Annotated in this window: 16 protein-coding genes and 1 pseudogene; 10 read left to right on the forward strand and 7 right to left on the reverse strand. The window is 69.6% G+C overall.

The window, feature by feature from the left end:
* The first annotated feature begins 243 nt into the window (after positions 1 to 243).
* From AB0M02_RS37415 to topA, 4 genes are all read left to right on the forward strand, one after another.
* Positions 244 to 2,658, forward strand: coding sequence for a sodium-translocating pyrophosphatase (locus AB0M02_RS37415; RefSeq protein ID WP_364235944.1), 2,415 nt, complete (start codon positions 244 to 246; stop codon positions 2,656 to 2,658).
* Positions 2,659 to 2,770: 112 nt separating this feature from the next.
* Positions 2,771 to 3,301 (forward strand): hypothetical protein, encoded by a 531-nt coding sequence (locus AB0M02_RS37420; protein ID WP_364235945.1) that lies wholly within the window; start codon positions 2,771 to 2,773, stop codon positions 3,299 to 3,301.
* Between the two features lies 1 nt (position 3,302).
* Positions 3,303 to 3,977 carry a hypothetical protein gene (locus tag AB0M02_RS37425; protein WP_364235947.1) on the forward strand — a complete coding sequence of 225 codons (675 nt, stop codon included), beginning with the start codon at positions 3,303 to 3,305 and terminating at the stop codon, positions 3,975 to 3,977.
* Positions 3,978 to 4,179: 202 nt separating this feature from the next.
* Entirely contained in the window at positions 4,180 to 6,975 is a 2,796-nt protein-coding gene (topA, locus tag AB0M02_RS37430) for a type I DNA topoisomerase (protein ID WP_364235949.1), read from the forward strand.
* Here the strand turns inward: topA and AB0M02_RS37435 are convergent.
* Positions 6,972 to 8,270 (reverse strand): D-arabinono-1,4-lactone oxidase, encoded by a 1,299-nt coding sequence (locus AB0M02_RS37435; protein WP_364235951.1) that lies wholly within the window; start codon positions 8,268 to 8,270, stop codon positions 6,972 to 6,974. The two genes, topA and AB0M02_RS37435, sit on opposite strands and share 4 nt — an antisense overlap.
* A 115-nt stretch (positions 8,271 to 8,385) precedes the next feature.
* On the opposite strand from AB0M02_RS37435, the gene AB0M02_RS37440 reads away from it, so the two are divergent.
* Positions 8,386 to 9,015, forward strand: a complete 630-nt coding sequence (locus tag AB0M02_RS37440; RefSeq protein WP_364235954.1) for a TetR family transcriptional regulator — start codon at positions 8,386 to 8,388, stop codon at positions 9,013 to 9,015.
* 1 nt (position 9,016) lies between these two features.
* On the opposite strand, the gene AB0M02_RS37445 is transcribed toward AB0M02_RS37440, so the two are convergent.
* Positions 9,017 to 10,222, reverse strand: a complete 1,206-nt coding sequence (locus tag AB0M02_RS37445; protein WP_364235957.1) for an amino acid deaminase/aldolase — start codon at positions 10,220 to 10,222, stop codon at positions 9,017 to 9,019.
* A gap of 170 nt (positions 10,223 to 10,392) precedes the next feature.
* Here AB0M02_RS37445 and tmk point away from each other — a divergent pair, with 170 nt between their 5' ends.
* Positions 10,393 to 12,480: a dTMP kinase gene (gene tmk, locus AB0M02_RS37450; protein WP_364236001.1), complete on the forward strand. Its 2,088-nt coding sequence runs from the start codon at positions 10,393 to 10,395 to the stop codon at positions 12,478 to 12,480.
* Here tmk and AB0M02_RS37455 read toward each other — a convergent pair.
* Positions 12,477 to 13,748 (reverse strand): SGNH/GDSL hydrolase family protein, encoded by a 1,272-nt coding sequence (locus tag AB0M02_RS37455; protein ID WP_364235960.1) that lies wholly within the window; start codon positions 13,746 to 13,748, stop codon positions 12,477 to 12,479. The two genes, tmk and AB0M02_RS37455, sit on opposite strands and share 4 nt — an antisense overlap.
* 267 nt (positions 13,749 to 14,015) lie before the next feature.
* A complete protein-coding gene (locus AB0M02_RS37460) occupies positions 14,016 to 15,212 on the reverse strand; it encodes a DNA polymerase III subunit delta' (protein WP_364235963.1) in 1,197 nt (398 codons plus the stop codon).
* 196 nt (positions 15,213 to 15,408) lie between these two features.
* Here AB0M02_RS37460 and AB0M02_RS37465 point away from each other — a divergent pair, with 196 nt between their 5' ends.
* Genes AB0M02_RS37465 through AB0M02_RS37475 form a run of 3 tightly spaced genes read left to right on the forward strand, consistent with a single transcriptional unit; the run spans position 15,409 to position 16,644 of the window.
* On the forward strand, positions 15,409 to 15,735 hold the full coding sequence (locus AB0M02_RS37465) for a YbaB/EbfC family DNA-binding protein (RefSeq protein WP_364235966.1): 327 nt from the start codon (positions 15,409 to 15,411) through the stop codon (positions 15,733 to 15,735).
* 1 nt (position 15,736) lies between these two features.
* Positions 15,737 to 16,033, forward strand: coding sequence for a hypothetical protein (locus AB0M02_RS37470; RefSeq protein WP_364235968.1), 297 nt, complete (start codon positions 15,737 to 15,739; stop codon positions 16,031 to 16,033).
* The gene (locus AB0M02_RS37475; RefSeq protein ID WP_364235971.1) at positions 16,033 to 16,644 is read left to right on the forward strand and encodes a hypothetical protein; all 612 of its coding nucleotides are present in this window, start codon (positions 16,033 to 16,035) and stop codon (positions 16,642 to 16,644) included. The genes AB0M02_RS37470 and AB0M02_RS37475 overlap by 1 nt, the downstream gene beginning before the upstream one ends.
* Positions 16,645 to 16,724: 80 nt before the next feature.
* Here AB0M02_RS37475 and AB0M02_RS37480 read toward each other — a convergent pair whose 3' ends face one another.
* Positions 16,725 to 18,362 carry a hypothetical protein gene (locus AB0M02_RS37480; protein ID WP_364235973.1) on the reverse strand — a complete coding sequence of 546 codons (1,638 nt, stop codon included), beginning with the start codon at positions 18,360 to 18,362 and terminating at the stop codon, positions 16,725 to 16,727.
* A gap of 172 nt (positions 18,363 to 18,534) precedes the next feature.
* On the opposite strand from AB0M02_RS37480, the gene ricT reads away from it, so the two are divergent.
* Positions 18,535 to 19,398, forward strand: a complete 864-nt coding sequence (ricT, locus tag AB0M02_RS37485; RefSeq protein WP_364235975.1) for a regulatory iron-sulfur-containing complex subunit RicT — start codon at positions 18,535 to 18,537, stop codon at positions 19,396 to 19,398.
* On the opposite strand, the gene AB0M02_RS37490 is transcribed toward ricT, so the two are convergent.
* Positions 19,350 to 20,375 carry a recombinase family protein gene (locus tag AB0M02_RS37490; protein WP_364236003.1) on the reverse strand — a complete coding sequence of 342 codons (1,026 nt, stop codon included), beginning with the start codon at positions 20,373 to 20,375 and terminating at the stop codon, positions 19,350 to 19,352. The genes ricT and AB0M02_RS37490 overlap by 49 nt on opposite strands.
* Positions 20,376 to 20,423: 48 nt before the next feature.
* A pseudogene (locus AB0M02_RS37495) lies at positions 20,424 to 20,795 on the reverse strand (recombinase family protein); the annotation flags it as partial.
* Positions 20,796 to 20,894: the final 99 nt, after the last annotated feature.

A 20,894-nucleotide genomic window follows, 5' to 3' on the forward strand; every position in this document is an offset into this window, starting at 1 on the left:
CGGCGGGAGATCAACTACGCCCTATACCCGCCTGCCCCAGCGATAACACAGCGGCGAACATCACCGAGACACGGCTGGTGGCGCATGTGACGATCGCCACGCGAGGCCTATACAGTACGCGAGTTGTCAGCTACTGCTGGTCCCGCGTCCGCGGGTCCGGCTGGTCGTTCCCCGCTCCCCGGGGAATGCGCCCGGAGGTCTCGTCCGCCGTCCGGGTGCGGTTCGGTGTACAGGAGGACATTGATGTCCGGGGCCTCGCAAAACCTCGCCGCCGATGGCGGTGGAGTGTCCCTCAGCGGTTCAAACGTCACATTCGTCATCGTCGCGCTCGTATTCGCCCTTGTGGCGCTCGGTTTCGCTGCGATGTTCGTCCAATCGGTGCTGCGTACCGCGCGCGGCACTCCGAAGATGCAGGAGATCGCGGGCGCCGTGCAGGAGGGCGCCTCGGCCTACCTGATCCGCCAGTTCAGAACACTGGGGATCTTCGTCGTGATCGCGGTCGTCCTGCTCTTCCTGTTGCCGGTTCACGAGACCGATAACGAGACGCTGGTCAAGATCGGCAGGTCGCTCTTCTTCATCGTCGGCGCGCTGTTCAGCTCGTTCATCGGTGGCGCCGGCATGGCCCTCGCCACCCGGGCGAACCTGCGGGTGGCCGCGGCCGCCGGCGAAGAGGGCGGACGGGAGAAGGCGATGGGTATCGCCTTCCGCACCGGTGGTGTGGTGGGCTTCCTCACCGTCGGCCTGGGCCTCTTCGGCGGTGCGCTGGTCGTCCTGATCTTCAAGGGTGACGCGCCGACCGTCCTGGAGGGCTTCGGCTTCGGCGCCGCGCTGCTCGCGATGTTCATGCGGGTCGGCGGCGGCATCTTCACCAAGGCCGCCGACGTCGGTGCGGACCTGGTCGGCAAGGTCGAGCAGGGCATCCCCGAGGACGACCCGCGCAACGCGGCGACCATCGCGGACAACGTGGGCGACAACGTCGGCGACTGCGCCGGCATGGCCGCCGACCTGTTCGAGTCGTACGCCGTGACCCTGGTCGCGGCCCTGATCCTGGGCTCGGCCGCGTTCGGGCAGGACGGCCTGATCTTCCCGCTGATCGTCTCCACGATCGGTGTGGTGATCGCGATCGTCGGCGTCTTCATCACCCGGCTGCGTGCCAGTGACCGCAACGGTCTCACCGCGATCAACCGGGCGTTCTACATCTCCGCCGCACTGGCCGCGGTCGCCGTCGCGATCGTCAGCTTCACCTACCTCCCGGCGACCTTCGCCGGTTTCGGTGACGCGGGCATCGCCGAGGACATCGTGAACAGCGGGCAGGACCCCCGCTGGGTCGCGGTCGGCGCGGTCGTGATCGGTATCGTGCTGGCCGCCGCCATCCAGGCGCTGACCGGCTACTTCACCGAGACCGAGCGGCGCCCGGTACGCGACATCGGCAAGTCGTCGCAGACCGGCCCGGCCACCGTGGTGCTCGCCGGCATCAGCGTCGGCCTGGAGTCCGCGGTCTACTCGGCCCTGCTGCTCGGCGCGGGCGTCTTCGGCGCCTTCCTGCTCGGCGGATCGTCGCTGACGCTGTCGCTGTTCGCGGTGGCGCTGGCCGGCACCGGCCTGCTCACCACGGTCGGCGTGATCGTGGCGATGGACACGTTCGGCCCGATCTCGGACAACGCGCAGGGCATCGCTGAGATGTCCGGTGACGTCGACGAGCGCGGCGCGCAGATCCTCACCGAGCTGGACGCGGTCGGCAACACCACGAAGGCGATCACCAAGGGCATCGCGATCGCCACGGCGGTCCTCGCCGCCACGGCGCTGTTCGGGTCGTACACGAACAGCCTGGCCAGCTCCCTGGCCGACGCCGGTGTGACCGATGTGGGCAACGAGATCCTCGCCCAGCTGAACATCTCGAACCCGCGCAGCCTGGTCGGCCTGCTGATCGGCTCGGCAGTGGTGTTCCTCTTCTCCGGCCTGGCGATCAACGCGGTGTCCCGCTCCGCGGGCGCCGTGGTGATGGAGGTCCGGCGCCAGTTCCGCGAGTTCCCGGGCATCATGGACGGCACGCAGCGTCCGGAGTACGGCCGGGTCGTCGACATCTGCACCCGGGACGCGCAGCGTGAACTGCTCACCCCCGGTCTGCTGGCGATCACCGCGCCGATCGCGGTCGGTTTCGGCCTGGGCCCGGGTGCCCTCGCCGCCTACCTGGCCGGCGCGATCGGTACCGGCACGCTGATGGCGGTCTTCCTGTCCAACTCCGGCGGCGCGTGGGACAACGCGAAGAAGCTGGTGGAGGACGGTCACTTCGGTGGCAAGGGTTCCGAGGCACACGCCGCCACGGTCATCGGCGACACCGTCGGCGACCCGTTCAAGGACACCGCCGGCCCGGCGATCAACCCGCTGCTCAAGGTGATGAACCTGGTCTCGCTGCTGATCGCCCCGGCCGTCGTGACCCTGAGCTACGGCGCGGACGCGAACGTGGGCGTGCGGGTCGGCGTCGCGGTCCTCGCGGTCGCGATCGTCTCCGCGGCGGTGATCTGGAGCAAGCGCAAGGAGATCTCCATGGGCGAGCCGTCCGCGGCCGCCGCCGCGGGCGCCTCCGACACGGCCAAGGCCGCGCAGGACGCCCGTGAGACCGACGCGTCGTCCCGGATCAAGGACAACGTCGGCTGAACTGAAAGAACACGGTCCTAGCAGGACGAAAGGGCACCCGGCGACGGGTGCCCTTTCGCTTTGACTCGATCGAGGCGTGTGGAGTGACACACCGGAGCCGTACGCTGCTCCCATGCGCGCGGTCCGACCGATCTTCCTGGCTTTCGCCCTCGTGCTCGCCGTACCGCTGAGCGGTTGCACCGCACAGCCCGGCCCGCAGGCGTGGGCGGCCTCGGTGTGCACCGCTCTCAGCCCCTGGCGCAGCGAGATCGACTCCCTCACCAGCCGGACTCAGCAGCAGATGACCGCCAAGACCACGCCCCGTCAGGCGAAGGAGAACCTCGCCCGGCTCTTCGACGGTGCAGCCTCGGCCAGCGAGGCGGCGCGGGCCGGTGTGGAGCGGGCCGGTGTCCCGGACGTCACCAACGGCGACGAGATCGCGCACGGCTTCATCGGCTCGCTGGCCGGCATCCGGGACGCCTACGGCAACGCCCGCACCGGCATCCAGGCCCTGGCCACGGCACCGGCGAAAGCGTTCTACGACGAGGTTGGCAAGGTGGTCGAGCGGCTCACCGCCGACTACGAGAAGAGCAGCCTGGACACCACGAAACTGGAGTCCGTCGAGCTGAGACAGGCCTTCGACTCATTGCCCGAGTGCAAGTGAGATGACCGAGACCGGGTGGCCGCTGATCCCGCGTGAGGTTCTTCCTCCGCCGGTCGAGGTGACGAAACGCACTGCGCAACGTCACGCGGCGGGCGCGCGGGGCGGTCACCAGCTGCCCATGTTCGGCGCGGAGACCATCGAGCCGTCACCCGCCGATCTCGCCGGTCTTCTCGCCGGGCCGGGCCGCCTCGGCCGGATGGGCGGAACGGCGCGGGTCACGGTCCGGGTGGATGCCGCCTGGCGGGTGCACGTGCTGGTCACCGAGCTGGTCACGCGCGGCCTCACCGCGACCTGGGCTCCCGTCGAGGAGGTACCCGAGGAGGAGACACCCCTCTTCGACGTGCGTACGGCGTACTCCCAGAGGTTGAACAGCCTGGCCCGCGCATGGCCGACCGCCGCCGCCCAGCTTTTTCTCAGCGGACCTCGGCTGCGTCTCTGGGTGGCCGCCGCAGGCGAGCCGCAGCCCGGCGGCTACGCACTCGGCCTGGGCCCGGACGAGGGCCGTCAGCCAGTCGAAGCGGCCCTGGTCCGAGCGGGTCTGGCAGGGCGGATGTCGGATGACGGACGGTTCTACCTGATCAACGGTCGGCGGCGGGTCAGACGGCTCGCCGAGCTGGTGGGTGAGCGGCCCACGGCGGCACCGCACGAAGCCTGGCCCGGCGGCGCAGCTGCGTGATCTTCCTGGATTGTGTCCGACATAACAACGTCTTCCCGGTGTACGGTGTCGCGGTCGGACGCATGCGGTGGCCGGGCCGTTACCATCCGACTGCGGGGTTCCCCGGGAATGCAGGCTTGTCCGGCGCGTTACGTTGAACATCTGTGCTCTGCCGGGCGAGGCGGGGAGCGCCGAGGATCTCAATCATCACCATGGGAGTGCCGTGCCGAGTGACGCCAGGACGACCCGTCTGGTCATCGTCGAGTCCCCGTCGAAGGCCAAGACGATCGCCGGTTATCTGGGCCCCGACTATCTGGTCGAGGCCTCCATCGGCCATGTCCGCGATCTGCCGCGTAATGCCGCCGACGTCCCCGCTGAGTACGAGGGCGAGGCCTGGGCGAAGCTGGGCGTGAACGTCGACAACGGCTTCGAGCCGCTGTACGTCGTCTCCGCCGACCGCAAGCAACAGATCGCCAAGCTGCGCAAGCTGGCCCGGGAGGTCGACGAGATCTTCCTCGCCACCGATGAGGACCGCGAGGGCGAGGCCATCGCGTGGCACCTGATCGAGACGATCAAGCCCAAGGTCCCGGTCAAGCGGATGGTTTTCCACGAGATCACCAAGCCGGCCATCCAGGCAGCCGTCTCCAACCCGCGCGACATCGACCGTGACCTGGTCGACGCGCAGGAGGCCCGCCGCATCCTGGACCGGCTGTACGGCTACGAGGTCAGCCCGGTCCTGTGGAAGAAGGTGCGGCCCAAGCTGTCGGCCGGCCGTGTGCAGTCCGTGGCCACCCGCATCGTCGTCGAGCGTGAGCGCCAGCGGATGGCGTTCCGCTCCGCGGAGTACTGGGACATCCTCGCCACCCTCGCCGTGCAGGGCAGGATCGACGGACCCCGGACCTTCCAGGCGACGCTGATCGCGCTGGGCGGGGACCGCGTCGCCACCGGCAAGGACTTCGAGCCCACCACCGGCCAGGTGAAGGTCGGGTCGTCCGTGGTGCACCTTGACGAGAGCGGCGCCCGGGGCCTGGCCGCCCGCCTGGAGGGCCGCCCGTTCACCGTCACCCGGGTCGAGGAGAAGCCGTACAGGCGCCGGCCGTATGCGCCGTTCATCACCTCGACACTGCAGCAGGAGGCGGCCCGCAAGCTGCGGTTCTCGTCCTCGCAGACGATGCGCACCGCGCAGAAGCTGTATGAGAACGGTTACATCACCTATATGCGTACCGACTCGGTGAACCTCTCCGAGACGGCCATCGCCGCCGCCCGCCGCCAGATCGCCGATCTGTACGGCGCGGGCAGTGTGCCGCCCCAGCCGCGCCGATACACCACGAAGGCGAAGAACGCGCAGGAGGCGCACGAGGCGATCCGACCAGCCGGGGACAACTTCCGCACCCCGGGCGAGGTCGCCAAGGAGCTGAACACCGACGAGTTCAAGCTCTACGAGCTGATCTGGCGCCGGACCATCGCGTCGCAGATGACCGACGCGATCGGCAACTCGGTGAGCATCCGGATCCGGGCCATCTCCACGGCGCAGGAGGAGGTTGACTTCGGCGCGTCCGGCAAGACCATCACCGACCCGGGCTTCCTGCGCGCCTACGTGGAATCCTCCGACGACGAGAACGCCGAGGCCGAGGACGCCGAGCGCCGCCTGCCGAACCTGGTCAAGGACCAGCCGCTGGACGCCGAGGAGCTGAACGCGGTCGGGCACCACACCTCGCCGCCGGCCCGCTACACCGAGGCCTCGCTGGTGAAGGCCCTGGAGGAGCTGGGTATCGGCCGGCCCTCCACCTACGAGTCGATCATGCGGACCATCCAGGACCGCGGCTACGTCGAGAAGCGCGGCCAGGCGATGGTCCCGTCGTTCCTCGCGTTCGCCGTGATCGGCCTGCTCGAGGGGCACTACCCGCGGCTGGTGGACTACAACTTCACCGCCGCCATGGAGGGCCAGCTCGACGACATCGCCTCCGGCGACCACACCCAGCTGGACTTCCTCACCTCGTTCTACTTCGGCAGCCAGACCGGCGGGGCGGACGACGAGATCGCCAAGGCCGGCGGCCTGAAGAAGATGGTCACCGAGAACCTCAGCGCGATCGACGCGCGGACGGTCAACTCGATCCCGCTCTTCACCGACGAGCAGGGCCGCCTGGTCGTGGTCCGGGTCGGCCGGTTCGGGCCCTACCTGCAGCGGCAGGCGCCGGACTCGGCCGAGGAGTCACCCGAGGACCGCGCGTCGGTGCCCGAGGGCCTGGCGCCCGACGAGCTCACCCCGGAGAAGGTGGAGGAGCTCTTCCTCGCCGGCAACGGTGACAAGACCCTGGGCGACGACCCGGCGACCGGTGAGACCGTCGTGGTCAAGTCCGGCCGCTACGGGCCGTACGTGCAGAGCGGCGAGCGCAGCTCCTCGCTCTTCAAGACCCAGTCGACGCAGACGCTGACGCTGGAGCAGGCTCTGCAGCTGCTCTCGCTGCCCCGGGTGGTCGGCAAGGACGCCGAGGGCAACGAGATCGTCGCTCGCAACGGCCGCTACGGGCCGTACATCGCCCGCGGCACCGACTCCCGCTCGCTGGCGAACGAGGACCAGCTGTTCACGGTCACGCTGGACGAGGCGCTCACGCTGCTGGCCGCGCCGAAGACCCGCCAGGCCCGTGCGGCCAAGCCGCCGCTGCGGGAGATGGGCAACGACCCGGCCACCGAGAAGCCTCTGGTGATCAAGGACGGCCGGTTCGGTCCCTACGTGACCGACGGTGAGTTCAACGCGTCCCTGCGGCGCGATCAGACGCCGGAGGAGCTCACGCTGCAGCAGGCCTCGGAGATGCTTGCCGAGAAGCGGGCGAAGGGCCCGGCGCCGGCGCGCAAGCGTGCTCCGGCCAAGAAGGCGGCCACGAAGGCGGCCACGGACGGCGCTACTCCGGCCAAGAAGGCGCCGGCGAAGAAGACGGCCGCCGCCAAGAAGACCACGGCCGCGAAGAAGGCGGCGCCGGCCAAGAAGGCGGCGCCGCGCAAGGCGACGACGAGCTAGCTGCCGAGGACCCGTCCCAGGTATTCGTTGGTGAAGACCCGGGACGGGTCGAGGCGGTCGCGGACCGCCAGGAAGTCGTCAAATTTGGGGTACGCGGGACGCAGCGACTCGGCGTCCCGATAGTGCAGCTTCCCCCAGTGCGGCCGGCCGCCCAGCGGCGTGCAGACGTCCTCGAATGCCCGGAAGTACGGCTCGTACGGGCTGCCCAGGTACTGGTGCACGGCTACGTATGCGGAGTCGCGGCCGTACCCGTGCGAGAGCCAGACGTCGTCGGGGCCGGTGAACCGCACCTCGACCGGGAACTGGACCTTGAACGGGAGCCGGTCGAAGATGCCCTCCAGCGCGTCGAGCACCTCGGGGAGGGCGGCGCGCGGGATCTCGTACTCCATCTCGGTGAAACGCACCCGCCGCGGTGAGCAGAAAACCTTGTCGGACCGATCCGTGTAGGTCCGTGCGCTCAGCGCGCGAGCGGAGACGGCGCTCAGCGCCGGAACCGTGGCCGGCACCTTCTGGCCCAGCTTGCAGACGCCCGCCCACACGGTGTTGGAGAGAAACTCGTCATCGAGCCAGCCGCGGAACCGTGAAAGCGGCCGGTCGATCTCCGGCACCCGGTTGTTGCGCTTGAGCGAGGCCCGGTCGGTGTACGGGTACCAGAAGAACTCCACGTGATCGTTGCCCGGGATCCACTCGTCGAGCCCGGCCAGCACGTCCCGGAGCAGCATCGGCCGCTCGTCCGCGCGCAGCACGAACGCCGGCACGCACCGCAGCGTCACCTCGGCCAGCACGCCGAGCGCTCCCAGCCCCAGCCGGACCGCCGGGAACTCCGGCGAATCGGTCGTGTAGCGCTCGATCTTGCCCTCGGCCGTCACCATCGTGACCGCCTCGACGCAGGACGCGAGCGTGGAGTGCCCGGCGCCGGTGCCGTGCGTGCCGGTGGAGATGGCGCCGGAGACCGTCTGCGCGTCGATGTCACCGAGGTTGGGCATGGCGAGGCCGTGCTCGGTCAGGAGAGCGTTGAGTGTGGACAGGTGCATGCCGGCCTGCACGGTCACCAGCGGGCCGTCGACCGAGACGAGCCCGTTCAGCCGATGCATGACCATGCGCAGGTCGTCGGCGACCGCGATGGCGGTGAACGAGTGCCCGCTGCCCACCACCTTGATTCTGCGTCCGCTTTCAGCAGCCTGGTTCACTTGAGCGGCGACCTCGTCGATACTGCCGGGGGTCAGCACCTCGGCGGTGGACTCCTGGTTACGTCCCCAGTTGGTCCACCGGCGAGCATTAACGGGTCTGGTCATTCGGGCCTTTGTCCTCCGTCCGAGCGGACAGGCGCACCCGGCGTCCCGTCGATGCGCCTCGCTCGTTGATCCGAGTAACGTTCGTTTCATAACTGCTGAGAGGGAGTGGCGACGCGTGTCGACACCAACCGTCAGCACCGGACCGCTGAGGCGGGTTCCGGTGCAGGGCAGAAGCGTTGCCCGGGTACAACGCATGCTCGACGCCTGCGCCGAGCTGGTGGACGAGGTCGGGTATGAGGGCCTGACCACCACCCTGCTCGCCGAACGAGCCGAGGTCGCCATCGGCTCGGTCTATCAGTTCTTCCCGGACAAACGGGCCATCGTCCAGGCCCTCGCACTGCGGAACATGGATGCGTACCTGCAGAGTCTCTCGGACCGGTTCGCCAGTGAGACGTTCACTCATTGGTGGGACGCGGTGGATGCGGCGATAGACGCGTACATCCACATGCATCGCAGCGTGCCGGGTTTCCGCACGCTGCACTTCGGTGACGTGGTGGACCTGCACCTGCTGGACTCGGACCGGGACAACAACGCGGTCATCGCCGAGCGCCTGGCCGAGCTGCTTGTCGATCAGTTCCAGCTGGCTGACCGGGCACGTCTGCGGTTCGCGCTGCAGATCTCGGTCGAGGCGGCGGACGCGCTGATCAAGCTGGCGTTCCGCCGGGACTCGGGTGGCGACGAGGCCGTCCTGGACGAGGCGAAAGCGTTGATCCGGGAGTATTTGCACCGGCACGTGGACGCGTGAGCTACCCCAGGAACGCACGGCCTTCTCCGCGGTAGGTGGGGGCCGGTGCTGCTGTCTCGCCGTCGACCAGCTGCAGCTCGTTGACGTGTTCACACAGCTCACCGGCCTTGGCGTGCCGGAACCAGACCCGGTCGCCGGGGCGCAACTGCGCGGCGGCCGTGCCCAGCAGGGGCGTCTGGACCTCACCGGCGCCCTCGTCGGCCTTGAACCGGAGCCCTTCCGGCAGGTAGGGCACCGGCAGGCGGGAGTTCTCCGCCGAGCCGGAGGCGATCCAGCCGCCGCCGAGCACGGTCGCGATCCGCGGCGCGGGGCGGCGGACCACCGAGAGCGCGAAGAACGCGGCCGGGGTGGGCTGCCAGTTCCGGTACGCGTCGAACAGCGCCGGGCCGTACAGTCCCGATCCCGCGGTCACCTCGGTCACCGACGGGTCGGCGCTGGTCGCGGCCACGCTGCCGGTGCCGCCGCCGTTGACGAACTCGAGCTCGGCGTGCTCACGGACGGCACGGACCGCCGCGGCGCGGCGTTTCAGCAGCTCCGGGAAGGCGCGGCTCTGCATCAGGCGGATCAGCCGGCCCCGCAGCGCCTGACCGGGCGGGTCGTCGCCGACGCCCGCGATGTGCGCCTCGTAGGACATCAACCCGACCAGCCGGAAGCCGTCCCGGTCGGCGATCTTGCGGGCCATCGCGCCGGCCTGCACGGCCGAGTGGATCGGCGAGCGGCGCACGCCCACGTGCAGTGGTCCGGCGGGGCGCCAGGAGGCGTCGAAGTCCAGGCAGAGGCGCAGGTCCGGGCGGCCGGCGGGCGGGGAGACCTGGTCGATCAGGTCCAGCTGGGCGGAGTGGTCGATCATCAGGGTCACCGCAGCCGCCAGCGCCGGGTCCGAGGCCAGCTCGCGCAGGGCGGTGCGATCCGCCGAGGGGTACGCGACGAGCACGTCATCGGTCAGACCGGCGCGGACCAGCCAGATCGCCTCGGGGACCGTGTACGCCATCACACCGTGCCAGCCGGGGCGGGCCAGGACGCGTTCCAGGAGCGCTCGGCAGCGTACCGACTTGGTGGCGACGCGGATCGGCTTACCGGCGGCCCGTGCGGTCAGATGCTCGGCGTTGTCGTCGAACGCGGCCAGGTCGACCACGGCGACCGGGGTCTCCAGGTGGTCGGTGGCCTTGTCGAGCCGCTGGCGCAGGGCGATGCGGTCTGTGAGCACGTCAGCACGGTAACCCGGTTACGAGTAACACGAAAGACATTCATCTCTGCACCACCCGTACGTGGGGGACCCCGGTGACCTGCGCGGGCCGGTTACAGTGCTCCGAGCAGTGACCACGGGAGGTAAGGGCCATCAGCACGGAAAAGCAACAGGACCCGGGGCCCGTTGACCTGTCGGGGGCAGCGGCTCTCCGCTCGGTTCTGCGTCTCCGCGGGTTCCGCCGACTCTGGCTGGTGCTGGCAGCGGCCTCCTTCGGTGACTGGATCGGCATCCTCGCCACCGGACTCTTCGCGTCGGCCCAGTTCGAGAACCAGGCTGCCCAGGGTGCGGCGTTCGGCGGCACGATCGCCGTACGTCTGCTGCCCGCGCTGCTGCTCGGGCCGATCGCCGGTGTCCTGGCAGATCGGTTCGACCGCCGCTACACCATGGTCATCACCGACCTGATGCGATTCGTGATCTACGGCTCGATCCCGCTGGTGCCGCTGCTCGGCGGCTCACCCGCACTCACCGTCGCCTGGGCCACGATCGCCACCTTCCTTGGCGAGACGATCACGCTGATCTGGATCCCGGCCAAGGAGGCAGCGGTTCCGAACCTCATCCCGAAATCGCGGATCGAGGTCTCCAACCAGCTCACGCTCGTCACCACGTACGGGATCACGCCGATCCTGGCGGCCCTCGCGCTGGCCGCGCTCACCGCCGGCCTCCAGCAGTCCGGCGTCTCGCTGCCGGACTGGGCGCAGCCGGTGCAGATCGCCCTGTACATCAACGCGTTCTCCCGGCTGGCCACCGCGCTCGTCGTCTTCTTCGGCATCAAGGAAATCGGCGGCCGGAGCGAGGAACGGCGCAAGGCGGCCGAACAGAGCATGACCCGTCAGTTCAAGGACGGGTGGAACTACATCGGGCAGACCCCGCTGGTCCGCGGCCTGGTGCTGGGCATCTTCGGCGCGTTCGCGGCCGGTGGCGTGGTGATCGGTGCCGCGCGGACCTTCGCTCGCTCCCTCGGCGCCGGTGAGGCCGCGTTCTTCCTGCTCTTCGGCGTGCTCTTCATGGGCCTCGCACTCGGCATCGGCATCGGCCCGATGATCGTCAAGGACCTGTCCCGGCGTCGCTGGTTCGGCATGAGCATCGTGCTGTCCAGCGGCTCGGTGATGTTCCTCGGCGCGGCCTTCCACCTGTCCATGGCGCTGGTCGGCGCGCTGCTCGTCGGTGCGGGCGCCGGCATGGCGTTCCTGGCCGGCACCACCCTGCTCTACGGCGAGATCGCCGACGAGCTGCGCGGGCGGGTCTTCGCCGTCGTGCAGATCGGCGTCCGGATGGTCCTGCTGCTGGCCATCACCATCTCCGGCTTCCTGGTCGGCCTGGGCAGCTCACGCCGCGTCGAGCTCGGTCCGGTGCACGTCGACATCTCCTCCACCCGGGTGCTGCTGCTCGTCGGCGGTGCCATCGGCATCTGGGTCGGGATCGGGTCGTTCCGGCAGATGGACGACAAGCGCGGCGTACCGGTGCTGGCCGACCTCTGGGGTTCGCTGCGCGGACGGCCGCTCTCGCCACCGGAGTCGTTCGTCCGGGCCGGCGTCTTCGTGGTCTTCGAGGGCGGCGAGGGAGCCGGCAAGTCGACGCAGGTCACCCGGCTCGCGGACGCGCTGAAGGCCGAGGGGCGGGACGTCGTGGTCACCCGGGAACCGGGCGCGACACCGGTCGGATCACGGATCCGCGGGCTCGTCCTGGACAAGGGGGACGCGCCGTCGCCACGAGCGGAGGCCCTGCTGTACGCGGCGGACCGGGCGCATCACGTCGCCACGGTGGTCCGGCCCGCCCTCGCCCGGGGTGCTGTGGTGATCAGCGATCGGTATGTGGACTCGTCGTTGGCGTACCAGGGTGCCGGGCGCACACTGCCGGTTCAGGAGATCTCCTGGCTCTCCGCGTGGGCGACCGGCGGCCTCAAGCCCGATCTTGTGGTGCTGCTCGACGTCGATCCCGGTGTCGGCCTGACCCGGGTGGACTCCCGGGGCGAGGGTGCCGACCGGCTGGAGAGCGAGTCCCGCACCTTCCACGAGCGGGTGCGGTACGCGTTCCTCGACCTGGCCGCGGCCGACCCCAAGCGTTATCTGGTGCTGGACGCGGCGCGGCCGGTCGAGGAGATCAGCTCGGCGGTGGCGGGGCGGCTCTCCGGCATGCTCTCCGAACTCTCCGAAATATCCGATATTTCGGAGGATGTTCCTGATGCTCCTCCGCTGGAGGAACAGCGTCGCTCCTAGCCTCTGAACAGCCGCAGGGGGACCGCGTCGGCCATCGCAGCCATACCCGCGTCGTTCGGGTGCAGGCCGTCACCGCTGTCGTAGACGGGCTTCAAACGCAGCGGGTCCGTGTCGTCCCGCACCGCCCGGTCGAAGTCGATCACCCCGTCGTACTCGCCGGACGTCCGGATCCAGCGGTTCAGCACAGAACGCTTCTGCTCGTTCTCCGGGCTGTAAAAGCCGAGGGTGTCACCCTTGAAGGGCAAAATCGTCGCACCGTACGCCCGCAGGCCCGCCAGTCGCGCCCGTGCGATCAGCTGACGATGTCCCCAGATCAGATCGTCGGCGGTCACCACCTCGTCCGGCGGTGACACCGTGCCCGGGTGGCCGAGGTCGTTCACCCCGAGCAGCACCACCAGATACTCCGCGCCCGGCTGCGCAACCACGTCCCGGTCGAACCGGCGCAGGGCGCTGTGCCCGAAGTACGCCGCGAAGGTCTCGGCGTTGCTCCCGGCGGGCGGGTTGGGGTCGTGCAGCAGCCGGTTGCCCGAGACGCCGACGTTGGCCACGCCGCGCTCGAGGTGCGCCGCGCGCAGCCGGGCGGCGAGGAGGTCCGGCCAGCGGTGGTTGGCGTTCGCCACGGTGTTAGCGCCGTTGGTGATCGAGTCGCCGAGCGTGACGATCGCGGTGCGCTGACTGCGGACACTCACCCCGGAGAGGAAGAACACCTGGCCGACGGTCCGGACCGGGGTGATGCGGCGGGCGGCGGTGACGTTGCCGGCGGCGACGACGTTGTCCTGGAAGGCGAAGGCGGCAAGCGTGGTGACCGGTGTCGGGTCCGGCAGGTAGATGCTGACGACCAGGTCGGTGCCACCCGGGACGCCGAGCTTGACCGGGTCGCTGACCAGTGGGGAACCCACCGGGATCCGGACGTCACCGCGGCCGCCGAACGTGACCTTCCGGTCGGTGCCGGGAACCGCGTCGGTGCTCGCGCCAGTGCCGGCGCGGACGGCGACGTGCACCTCGCCGATGTGCAGCGGCGTCGTGCCGAACTCGTTGCTGAGCCGGATCCGGACCTGGTCGCCGCCGGCGCTCGTGTGGACGACGTGGCGGACGGTCTGATCGCTCAGCACCTGCGGCTGGCCAGGGGGAATGGTGGTCGGTACGGCCGCCCAGGTGGCCACCCAGCCGTCGTCACGGCCGGACGCCGCGGCGGGTGCGGAGGATGCGGTGGCCGCGGCAACGGCGGCTCCCGATGCCAGAACGAGCAGTTCACGGCGAGTCGACATGGGACACTCCGAAACTTTCGGTAACCGGACGGACGAGCTTCCGTAACGTAAAGCGGTCTGATCGATGCCGTCAAGGCGCTTCGCGTCCGCGATCGTTCGGTGACAGCCATCGATGTGTTCTGCCCTGGTTTGCCGTGCGGCGGTCGGAAGTTTCGGCGTTGACCGGTAGTGCGGTGCCCACCATGTCGTACACACTGTGGAGCGCACCGCGGCCGTGCCGGCACCGTCCGCCGACACGGTCGCGGTGCCCCGGTTACCCTCTCGGCGTCAGCCGCGCCAGAGCGTGACCATCATCGCCTCGACGGCGATCTTGGGCTTCACGTTCTGCTCGATGGCGTCGCGGCAGGCCACGACCGCCTCCAGTCGCCGCAGTGTGCTCTCCGGGGACCACTTGCGGGCGGCGGCCTCGGCCTGGTCAGCGGTGTCGCCGTGGACGACCGCGACCGGCGCCTTCAGCGTGGTGACCAGCACGTCCCGATAGAAACCCGCCAGATCGACGAGCGCCCGATCCAGGGCGTCCCGCTGGGCGCGGGTGGCCCGTGACTTCTGCCGTTTCTCCAGATCCTTGATCTGGCCCGCGGCGCCGCGCATGGCGCCGGCCGCCCCCCGGCCCGTCCCGCCGGCGCCCAGCGCCTGCTCCAGGGAGGCCCGCTCGGTGGCGTCGCTCTCGGCCACCGACGCGGCGGCCTCCGCCTCCGCGGCCTCGATCAGCGCGGCGGCGGCGTCGAAGCAGGCCCCGATCCCGGTCAGCCGCCGTGGCACCGCCAGCACCGCCTCCCGCCGCGAGCGGGCATCGGGGTCGGCGGCCAGCAGCTTCGCCCGGCCGACGTGCCCCTGCGAGGCGGCGGCCGCCCACGCGGCGACGTCGCCGGCGACACCGTCGCGCAGTGCCAGCACCTCGGCCACAGCGTCGGCGGGCGGCTGCCGCAGCGACACCACGCGGCAGCGGGAGCGGATGGTCACCGAGATGTCGTCCGGGTGGGTGGACGGGGTGCAGAGCAGGAAGACGGTCCTGGGCGGCGGCTCCTCGATCGCCTTGAGCAGCGCGTTTCCCGCCGCCTCGGTCAGGCGGTCGGCGTCCTCGATGACCACCACCTGCCATCGGCCGCCGGACGGAGCGGTGGCCGCCCGCAGCACGAGGGCGCGCATCTCGTTCACCCCGATCGAGAGCCCCTCAGGCACCACGAACCGCACGTCCGCGTGTGTTCTCCCGAGCGCGGTGTGGCAGCCGTGGCACTCGCCGCAGCCACTGCCGTCCCGCTCGCACTGCAGCGCGGCGGCGAACGCCCGCGCCGCCACCGATCGTCCCGACCCCGGTGGACCGGTGAAGATCCACGCGTGGGTCATCCCACCCACGCCGGGCTCGCCCGCGACGATCCGCGCGGCCGCCGCAGCGGCCCGGCGCAGCGTCTCGACCGGCTCGTCCTGGCCGACCAACTCCGAAAACACATCACGCGGACCCACCCGAGAATCGTATTGCCCCGCCCCGACAATTCCCGGACGGGTTGTCCCCCATTACTCAACGTAAACATCGCGATCCGTCACGATGACGATGCGTGTTATCCACAAAGGATTTCTCGGCGTAGCGGGACCGTCACCGAAACCGGTACGGTCTGATGCCGGAACGCGACGGCTGCATGACGCGCGGTGAGGAGCCGGCATGGCGCGCGAAATCGACGAGGCGTGGATCGACGAGGCGATCGAGCGATATCGGCAGATAGAGCAATTGCGCGCCGAATTCGAAAAAGCCGTCGTCGGGCACACCGTGTCGGTGCACTCACCGGACCAGTCGATCGAGGTGGTGGTGACAGCGTCGGGAGACATCGTGGACGTTCGGCTGCACGGCTCGTTGAGCCACCGCGACACGGCGGAGTTCGCCCACGAGCTGAAGGCCGTGGTCGCCTCCGCCGCCGAGGCCGCCCGATGGGCGCGAGAGAAGTTGCACGGTGAGGTTTTCGGATCGTTCCGCACGCTGGAGGGCCACTGACGTGAACCAACTCGCCGATCAGATCGACCTCGCGGCGGCGGCGCTGGACACGATGGACCGGCGCGTGCTCGCCCTGGCCCCGGGTGCTGCCGCATTCGGTGCCGACGAGGCGGGCCGTCCGGGTCGCATCGGCCGCGCACTGTTCGCCGGCTGGACCGCGGTCCTCGCCGCCCGCGCCCGCGAGGCCGCCGACAACTCCCAGCGGCTCCGCGACATCGCCGGCTCGATACGCACAACCGCCCAGGAGTACACGTCGACCGACGACGCCGTACGTCATCGCTTCCTGCGCGGGCTTTGATGACCGACCGCCTGGACCAGTTGGCCGAGGCGGCCCGGCCGCTGCTGAGCCGCGTCGACAGCGTGCTCTCCGGGATCGGCGCGCCGGAGGGTCACGACGTCTGGCCGGAACTGCGCCGGGTCCGCCTGCTGCCCGGCGACGCCGTGCGTGCCGTGTGCGACCTGAGCCCCGACGCGATCCGCGCCGCCGCTCCCGAGTTGCGAGCCGAGGCCCGGACCTACGCCGACGTCGCCGACTCGCTTCCGCTGCCGGGTGAGTGGGTGGGCGAGGCGGCCGAGGCGTACGAGGAGGCCCGCCGCCGCACCGCCGAACACCTCAACGGCGGCCCCGAGAGCCTGGCCCGCCGCATGGAGATGACCGCTGACCTCGCGGACGCCCTGACCGAGTGGATGACCAGAGCCCGCCGCGACCTGGCCCTGGTGCTGGCCGAGGTGATCACCTCCGCCGAGGCGCTCACCCTGACCGCCGGCACCGGCTCCCCACCGGAGGAACAGGCCCGCGCGGCGGCCGACGTGGGCGCCCTCCTCCTACGGACTGTGGCCGACGCCTACGACCGTGGCGAGGACCTCCTGGAGGGGTCCACCGCCCTGCAGAACCCGCTGCCGGCCTGATCCGCAGTCCACAGTGTGGTGTGCGGGCGGTCGTTGCCGCGGCCGCCCGCACACAGGCCGCTCAGACGTCGGCGCGGCGCTCAGGCGTCGACGCGGCGCTTTCGGGAGAGCAGCACCACACCGATGCCACCGATCAGCAGGGCCACGCCGCCGAGAACCACGGACAGGGCGCGGGGACCGGTGATCGGCAGGCCGGCGGTTCCGGAGCTGACACCGCCACCCGCAGACCCGGCTCCGGCTCCGGCATTGGAGACCCCCGACGCGGGCTTCGGCGCGACCGCTGCACCCTCGAGAATGCCGACGCCCAGATCGGCGACCACAGAGGACGGTGCGTACCCGGACTTGTCCCGCCCCTTCCTCTCCCGAACCAGCGCGACCTTGACAGCGTCAGCACGCGCCGCGATGGCCCTGTCCTTAGCGGCCTGGCGGACGTCGCCGAGCGAAATGCGCAGCTTTGTACCGTGCGTTCCGTCAGGAGCGGGCGTGGTCTCCGGCTCCCCGGGCGACGGCAGATCCCCGATACGCGGCACCGGCAGCGGACCGATGGGCTCGATCAATGAAGGCAAAGACTCGGCAACGTGACCTCCGTCACTAATCGTGATGTCAACATGGTCACGCACAGTTTCGAGACGCTTGCTCTGCCCGCCCGGCCCGGTGACCTCGAGGACAGCCGGCCGATAATCGACCTTCCCGGTGCCGGCGGCGTTCATGGTGACGCGCAGGGCGGGCGCTCGCAGCACCCGGATGCGGACCTGGTTGTCCGCAAGGCTGATCCGGCCGGCTGTGACAGTTGCCGAGGCGACGGACTCCAGTTCACCCTCGTGCTGCCGCAGACCCGTGTTACTCAGACCCAAAATCTTCTCGGGTACGCGAACAAGCGCCCCGTTCCCCACCCCGCCCAGCGTGATCCGCCCGAGCTCGGCCGCCGCCGTGGTCGCCTCAACGGTGCCGCACCGCACCTCGTCGTCCCAGCGAGCGTGCGCGGTCAACTTCCCCCCGCCGGACTTGAGGGGCCCGAAGCGCCTCTCCCCGGCACGCCGCACCGTCGGTTCGGCGTTCGTCGGCGGAGTCTGCTGCACAACCAGGTCGTTCGTCGCGGAGGAACCCGGCACCCGGCCGTCGAGAACGCGCGCGGCAGCCGCGGAGTGAACCGGCCCATCGGCGATCAGGACACTCCGGGAGTCCCCGATGCCCACCCCGCTGATGGCCCGCGTGGTCGACTCGGTCAGTCCGCGCTTCTCGAACCCTCCGTTCTCCGCAGTCCCGGGCCCGTCCCCACCTTCGTCGTTCTTCCCGTTCGCGTCATCACCACGGCGGCCCTCACCCGGACGCTCGCCGTCCTCGGCGCCCGGCGCCCCAGCCTTACCGACGCCCTTCCTCCCGAGCGCCGCCCCAGGATCGGTCTTCCGGCCGAGCGCCGCCCCCGGATCGGCCTTCTGGCCGAGTGCCGCTCCCGGATCGGTCTTCCGGCCGGGCGCCGCTCCCGGATCGGCCTTCCGGCCGGGCGCCGCCCCCGGATCGGCCTTCCGGTTTCCCGGCACGCCCAGCGGTCCGGTCTCGAGCCGGTTGATCCGGAGGATCTGTGCACCCGCCTGAGCCGCGTAGTGCTCGAACCTCTGGCAGGGTGCCGGATTGGCGAATGCGGGTATCGGCGCGGTGAGCGTGCTCGCGAACCCCAGTGCTACGACACTGGCGGCCACCGACCTGGCGGGGATCATGGCGATTCCTTCCGAAGGCTTGGCACCGTGGCGGGCAGAACGGCGACGGCGTCTACGGGACTGGCCAACGAAGGTCGATTGGGGCGGTTGCGCCGCATCTATGCGACAACCCTCGCGGGTAGTTCAAAACCGGCATTTGGTACGGCTTGCCGACGGTCGTAGGGTTGATCGCATGGGCATGCTGTGCGCGGTCAGCTTCAACCGGTACGGCCGCCTCTACTACCTCGACCCGAACGGGTTCACCCCGTCCGTCGGCGACCACGTACTGGTGCCGACCGACGACGGTCCGGAGGTGGCGGAGTGCGTCTGGGCGCCGCAATGGGTCGACGAGGAGACCGCCGGGTTTCCCAAGGTCATCGGTCTCGCCGACGAGCGAGACCTACGCCGCGACGAACTGCTGCGCAAACGCAAGGCCGAAGCGAAGGTCGCCGCCAAGAAACTGATCAAGGCACACGAACTGCCGATGAAGGTGGTCGCCGTCGATCACGTCCTCGACCAGACCGGCACCGGCAGCGCCCGGACGACGATCTACTTCACCGCGCCCCACCGCGTCGACTTCCGCTCACTGGTCCGCGACCTGGGTGCCACCCTGCACTGCCGGGTCGAGCTGCGCCAGCTCTCCGCCCGGGACTCCGCACGCGTACAGGGCGGAATCGGCTCCTGCGGCCGCGACCTCTGCTGCGCCACATTCCTCACCGACTTCGAGCCGGTCACCATCCGAATGGCAAAGGACCAGGACCTACCACTCAACCCGCTGCGCATCTCCGGCGCCTGCGGCCGCCTGATGTGCTGCCTGAAATACGAACATCCGCTATATGCCCGCTTCGCGGATTCCGCCCCATCTGTCGGTTCCCGAGTCACGACGCCTGAAGGCGACGGCCGAGTTGTCGGACACAGCGTTCCCAAGGACGCGGTCATCGTCCGTATGGACGCCGACGGCTCGCGCTGCTCCTGCTCGCGCGCTTCGGTATGTGGTCCTCGACAGGCTTATGAGGGGCGGGAGTCATCGGTGGGCGACGGCACCAGTCCGGCGTAAGTGGGCTTCTCCGACCAGGCGCGCGTGAATTCGGTTTCGATGAATTCCGGTCGCCAGGTCGGGTTCCCCGGCTTGGTTCTCCCCTTCCCGCGCGGAATTACTCGAATGTAGGCAAAGGCCTCTTGCAGGACGGCACGCTGTTCTCCCAGGCTCAGTCGATCAAATTCCTCAGATGCCGCCTCGATGTCGATCATCTTGGCGGCCGGCGATCCTCCAGCCTCGGCGAGGGAATCCCTAACCTCGGCTAGTTCCTGGCGAAGTGTCGCGGTCCCCGCGAGCAGGGCAGCTCGGTCGATGAGACCCGCCGTCCGATCCTCGACCAATTCGGCCATCAGCACCTCGATCTCCAGTTCCCGTGCCTTGAGTGCGCTCGTGTCGATCGAGACAGGTTGCCGTCGGAACGTCGTCCGGCCTGTGAGTCCCATCTGCTGTAACAGCCGCACAACCACCACCCGGTCAGCAAAGTCGAGCGGACGCTGGCAATGTCCGCGACCGGCGCTCTCGTCCCTCGTGCCTTTGCACACGTAGATCGGCGCATCACCCCGCTTACTTGCTCCCATGCTGCCGCCACATACCGTGCAGGTGGCGATCTGGGACAGCAGGTTAGCCAGCTTGCCGACCGTGCTGTCCGGGCGTTCGCGGTCGGCAAGGAAGCGGTCCACGGCACGCCAGGTCGGCTCGTCCACGATCGGCGTCCAATGGCCGTCGCCCATGATCTCGCCGTACAGGGTTGATTTTGCGATATTGCGTGGCGCTCGCAGGACGGACCGCACCGCAACGTTGTTCCATCGACGGGAGGGGGCGTAGTCGTTCTTGCGCGGCGCCCGAGGCCGAGCGGTTGCTGCATCGGGCGCGGACGTCCTGAAGCCCGCCTCGTTCCACTCGCGTGCCACCGTTGTCAGCGCTTTGCCGGCGAGCACGTCGTGATACGCCTTCTGTACGGCTGCCGCCTCCGCTTCCCGCAGGGTGCCGTCCATCTCGTAGCCGAATGGGCGGCGGATCCACTGCGGCGTCCCCTTCGCTACTCGTAGATCGTTCGCCAATATTTGCCGCTCGGCCTTTCGGTCGACCTCGGCCGATGCGACAGCCGCCAAGATCCGGGCGACGATGCGACCTACATCGGTGGTCAGGTCGATGTCTCCGGTAGCAGTGGCGAGGCCGATACCCCGTTCCAGTGCCAAATCGATCAGGAGTTCGAGATCCTTCATGGAACGGGTCACTCGATCCAGATGCCAAGCAACGATGAGGTCAGCCTGGCCAGTCTCGATCATCCGAACCACGCGCTGCCAGCCAGGGCGATCCGCAAGACGGCTGGTGGTGGCTGAGATTGTGTCGTCAACGACTTCGACCACATCCCAGCCCCGAGCCGTGGCAAGCCCTCTGCAAGCTTGCTCCTGGCGCTCTAGATGTACTGACCACGGAGGTTGTTGACGTTCGGCGTGGTGCCTTGATCAGAGAGGAGACCTCCGGAAGGAGTGGCGGTGCTTGACGTCGCC

It is taken from the genome of Actinoplanes sp. NPDC051861 (assembly GCF_040681145.1).
GTDB lineage: Bacteria > Actinomycetota > Actinomycetes > Mycobacteriales > Micromonosporaceae > Actinoplanes.

Excerpts from the sequence above, each read along its gene's own strand:
- AB0M02_RS37415 (WP_364235944.1), top strand. The coding sequence starts at position 244 with ATGTCCGGGGCCTCGCAAAACCTCGCCGCCGATGGCGGTGGAGTGTCC.
- AB0M02_RS37420 (WP_364235945.1), top strand. The coding sequence starts at position 2,771 with ATGCGCGCGGTCCGACCGATCTTCCTGGCTTTCGCCCTCGTGCTCGCC.
- AB0M02_RS37425 (WP_364235947.1), top strand. The coding sequence starts at position 3,303 with ATGACCGAGACCGGGTGGCCGCTGATCCCGCGTGAGGTTCTTCCTCCG.
- AB0M02_RS37435 (WP_364235951.1), bottom strand. The coding sequence starts at position 8,270 with ATGACCAGACCCGTTAATGCTCGCCGGTGGACCAACTGGGGACGTAAC.
- AB0M02_RS37455 (WP_364235960.1), bottom strand. The coding sequence starts at position 13,748 with ATGTCGACTCGCCGTGAACTGCTCGTTCTGGCATCGGGAGCCGCCGTT.
- AB0M02_RS37465 (WP_364235966.1), top strand. The coding sequence starts at position 15,409 with ATGGCGCGCGAAATCGACGAGGCGTGGATCGACGAGGCGATCGAGCGA.
- AB0M02_RS37475 (WP_364235971.1), top strand. The coding sequence starts at position 16,033 with ATGACCGACCGCCTGGACCAGTTGGCCGAGGCGGCCCGGCCGCTGCTG.
- AB0M02_RS37480 (WP_364235973.1), bottom strand. The coding sequence starts at position 18,362 with ATGATCCCCGCCAGGTCGGTGGCCGCCAGTGTCGTAGCACTGGGGTTC.
- ricT (WP_364235975.1), top strand. The coding sequence starts at position 18,535 with ATGGGCATGCTGTGCGCGGTCAGCTTCAACCGGTACGGCCGCCTCTAC.
- AB0M02_RS37490 (WP_364236003.1), bottom strand. The coding sequence starts at position 20,375 with ATGGACGGCACCCTGCGGGAAGCGGAGGCGGCAGCCGTACAGAAGGCG.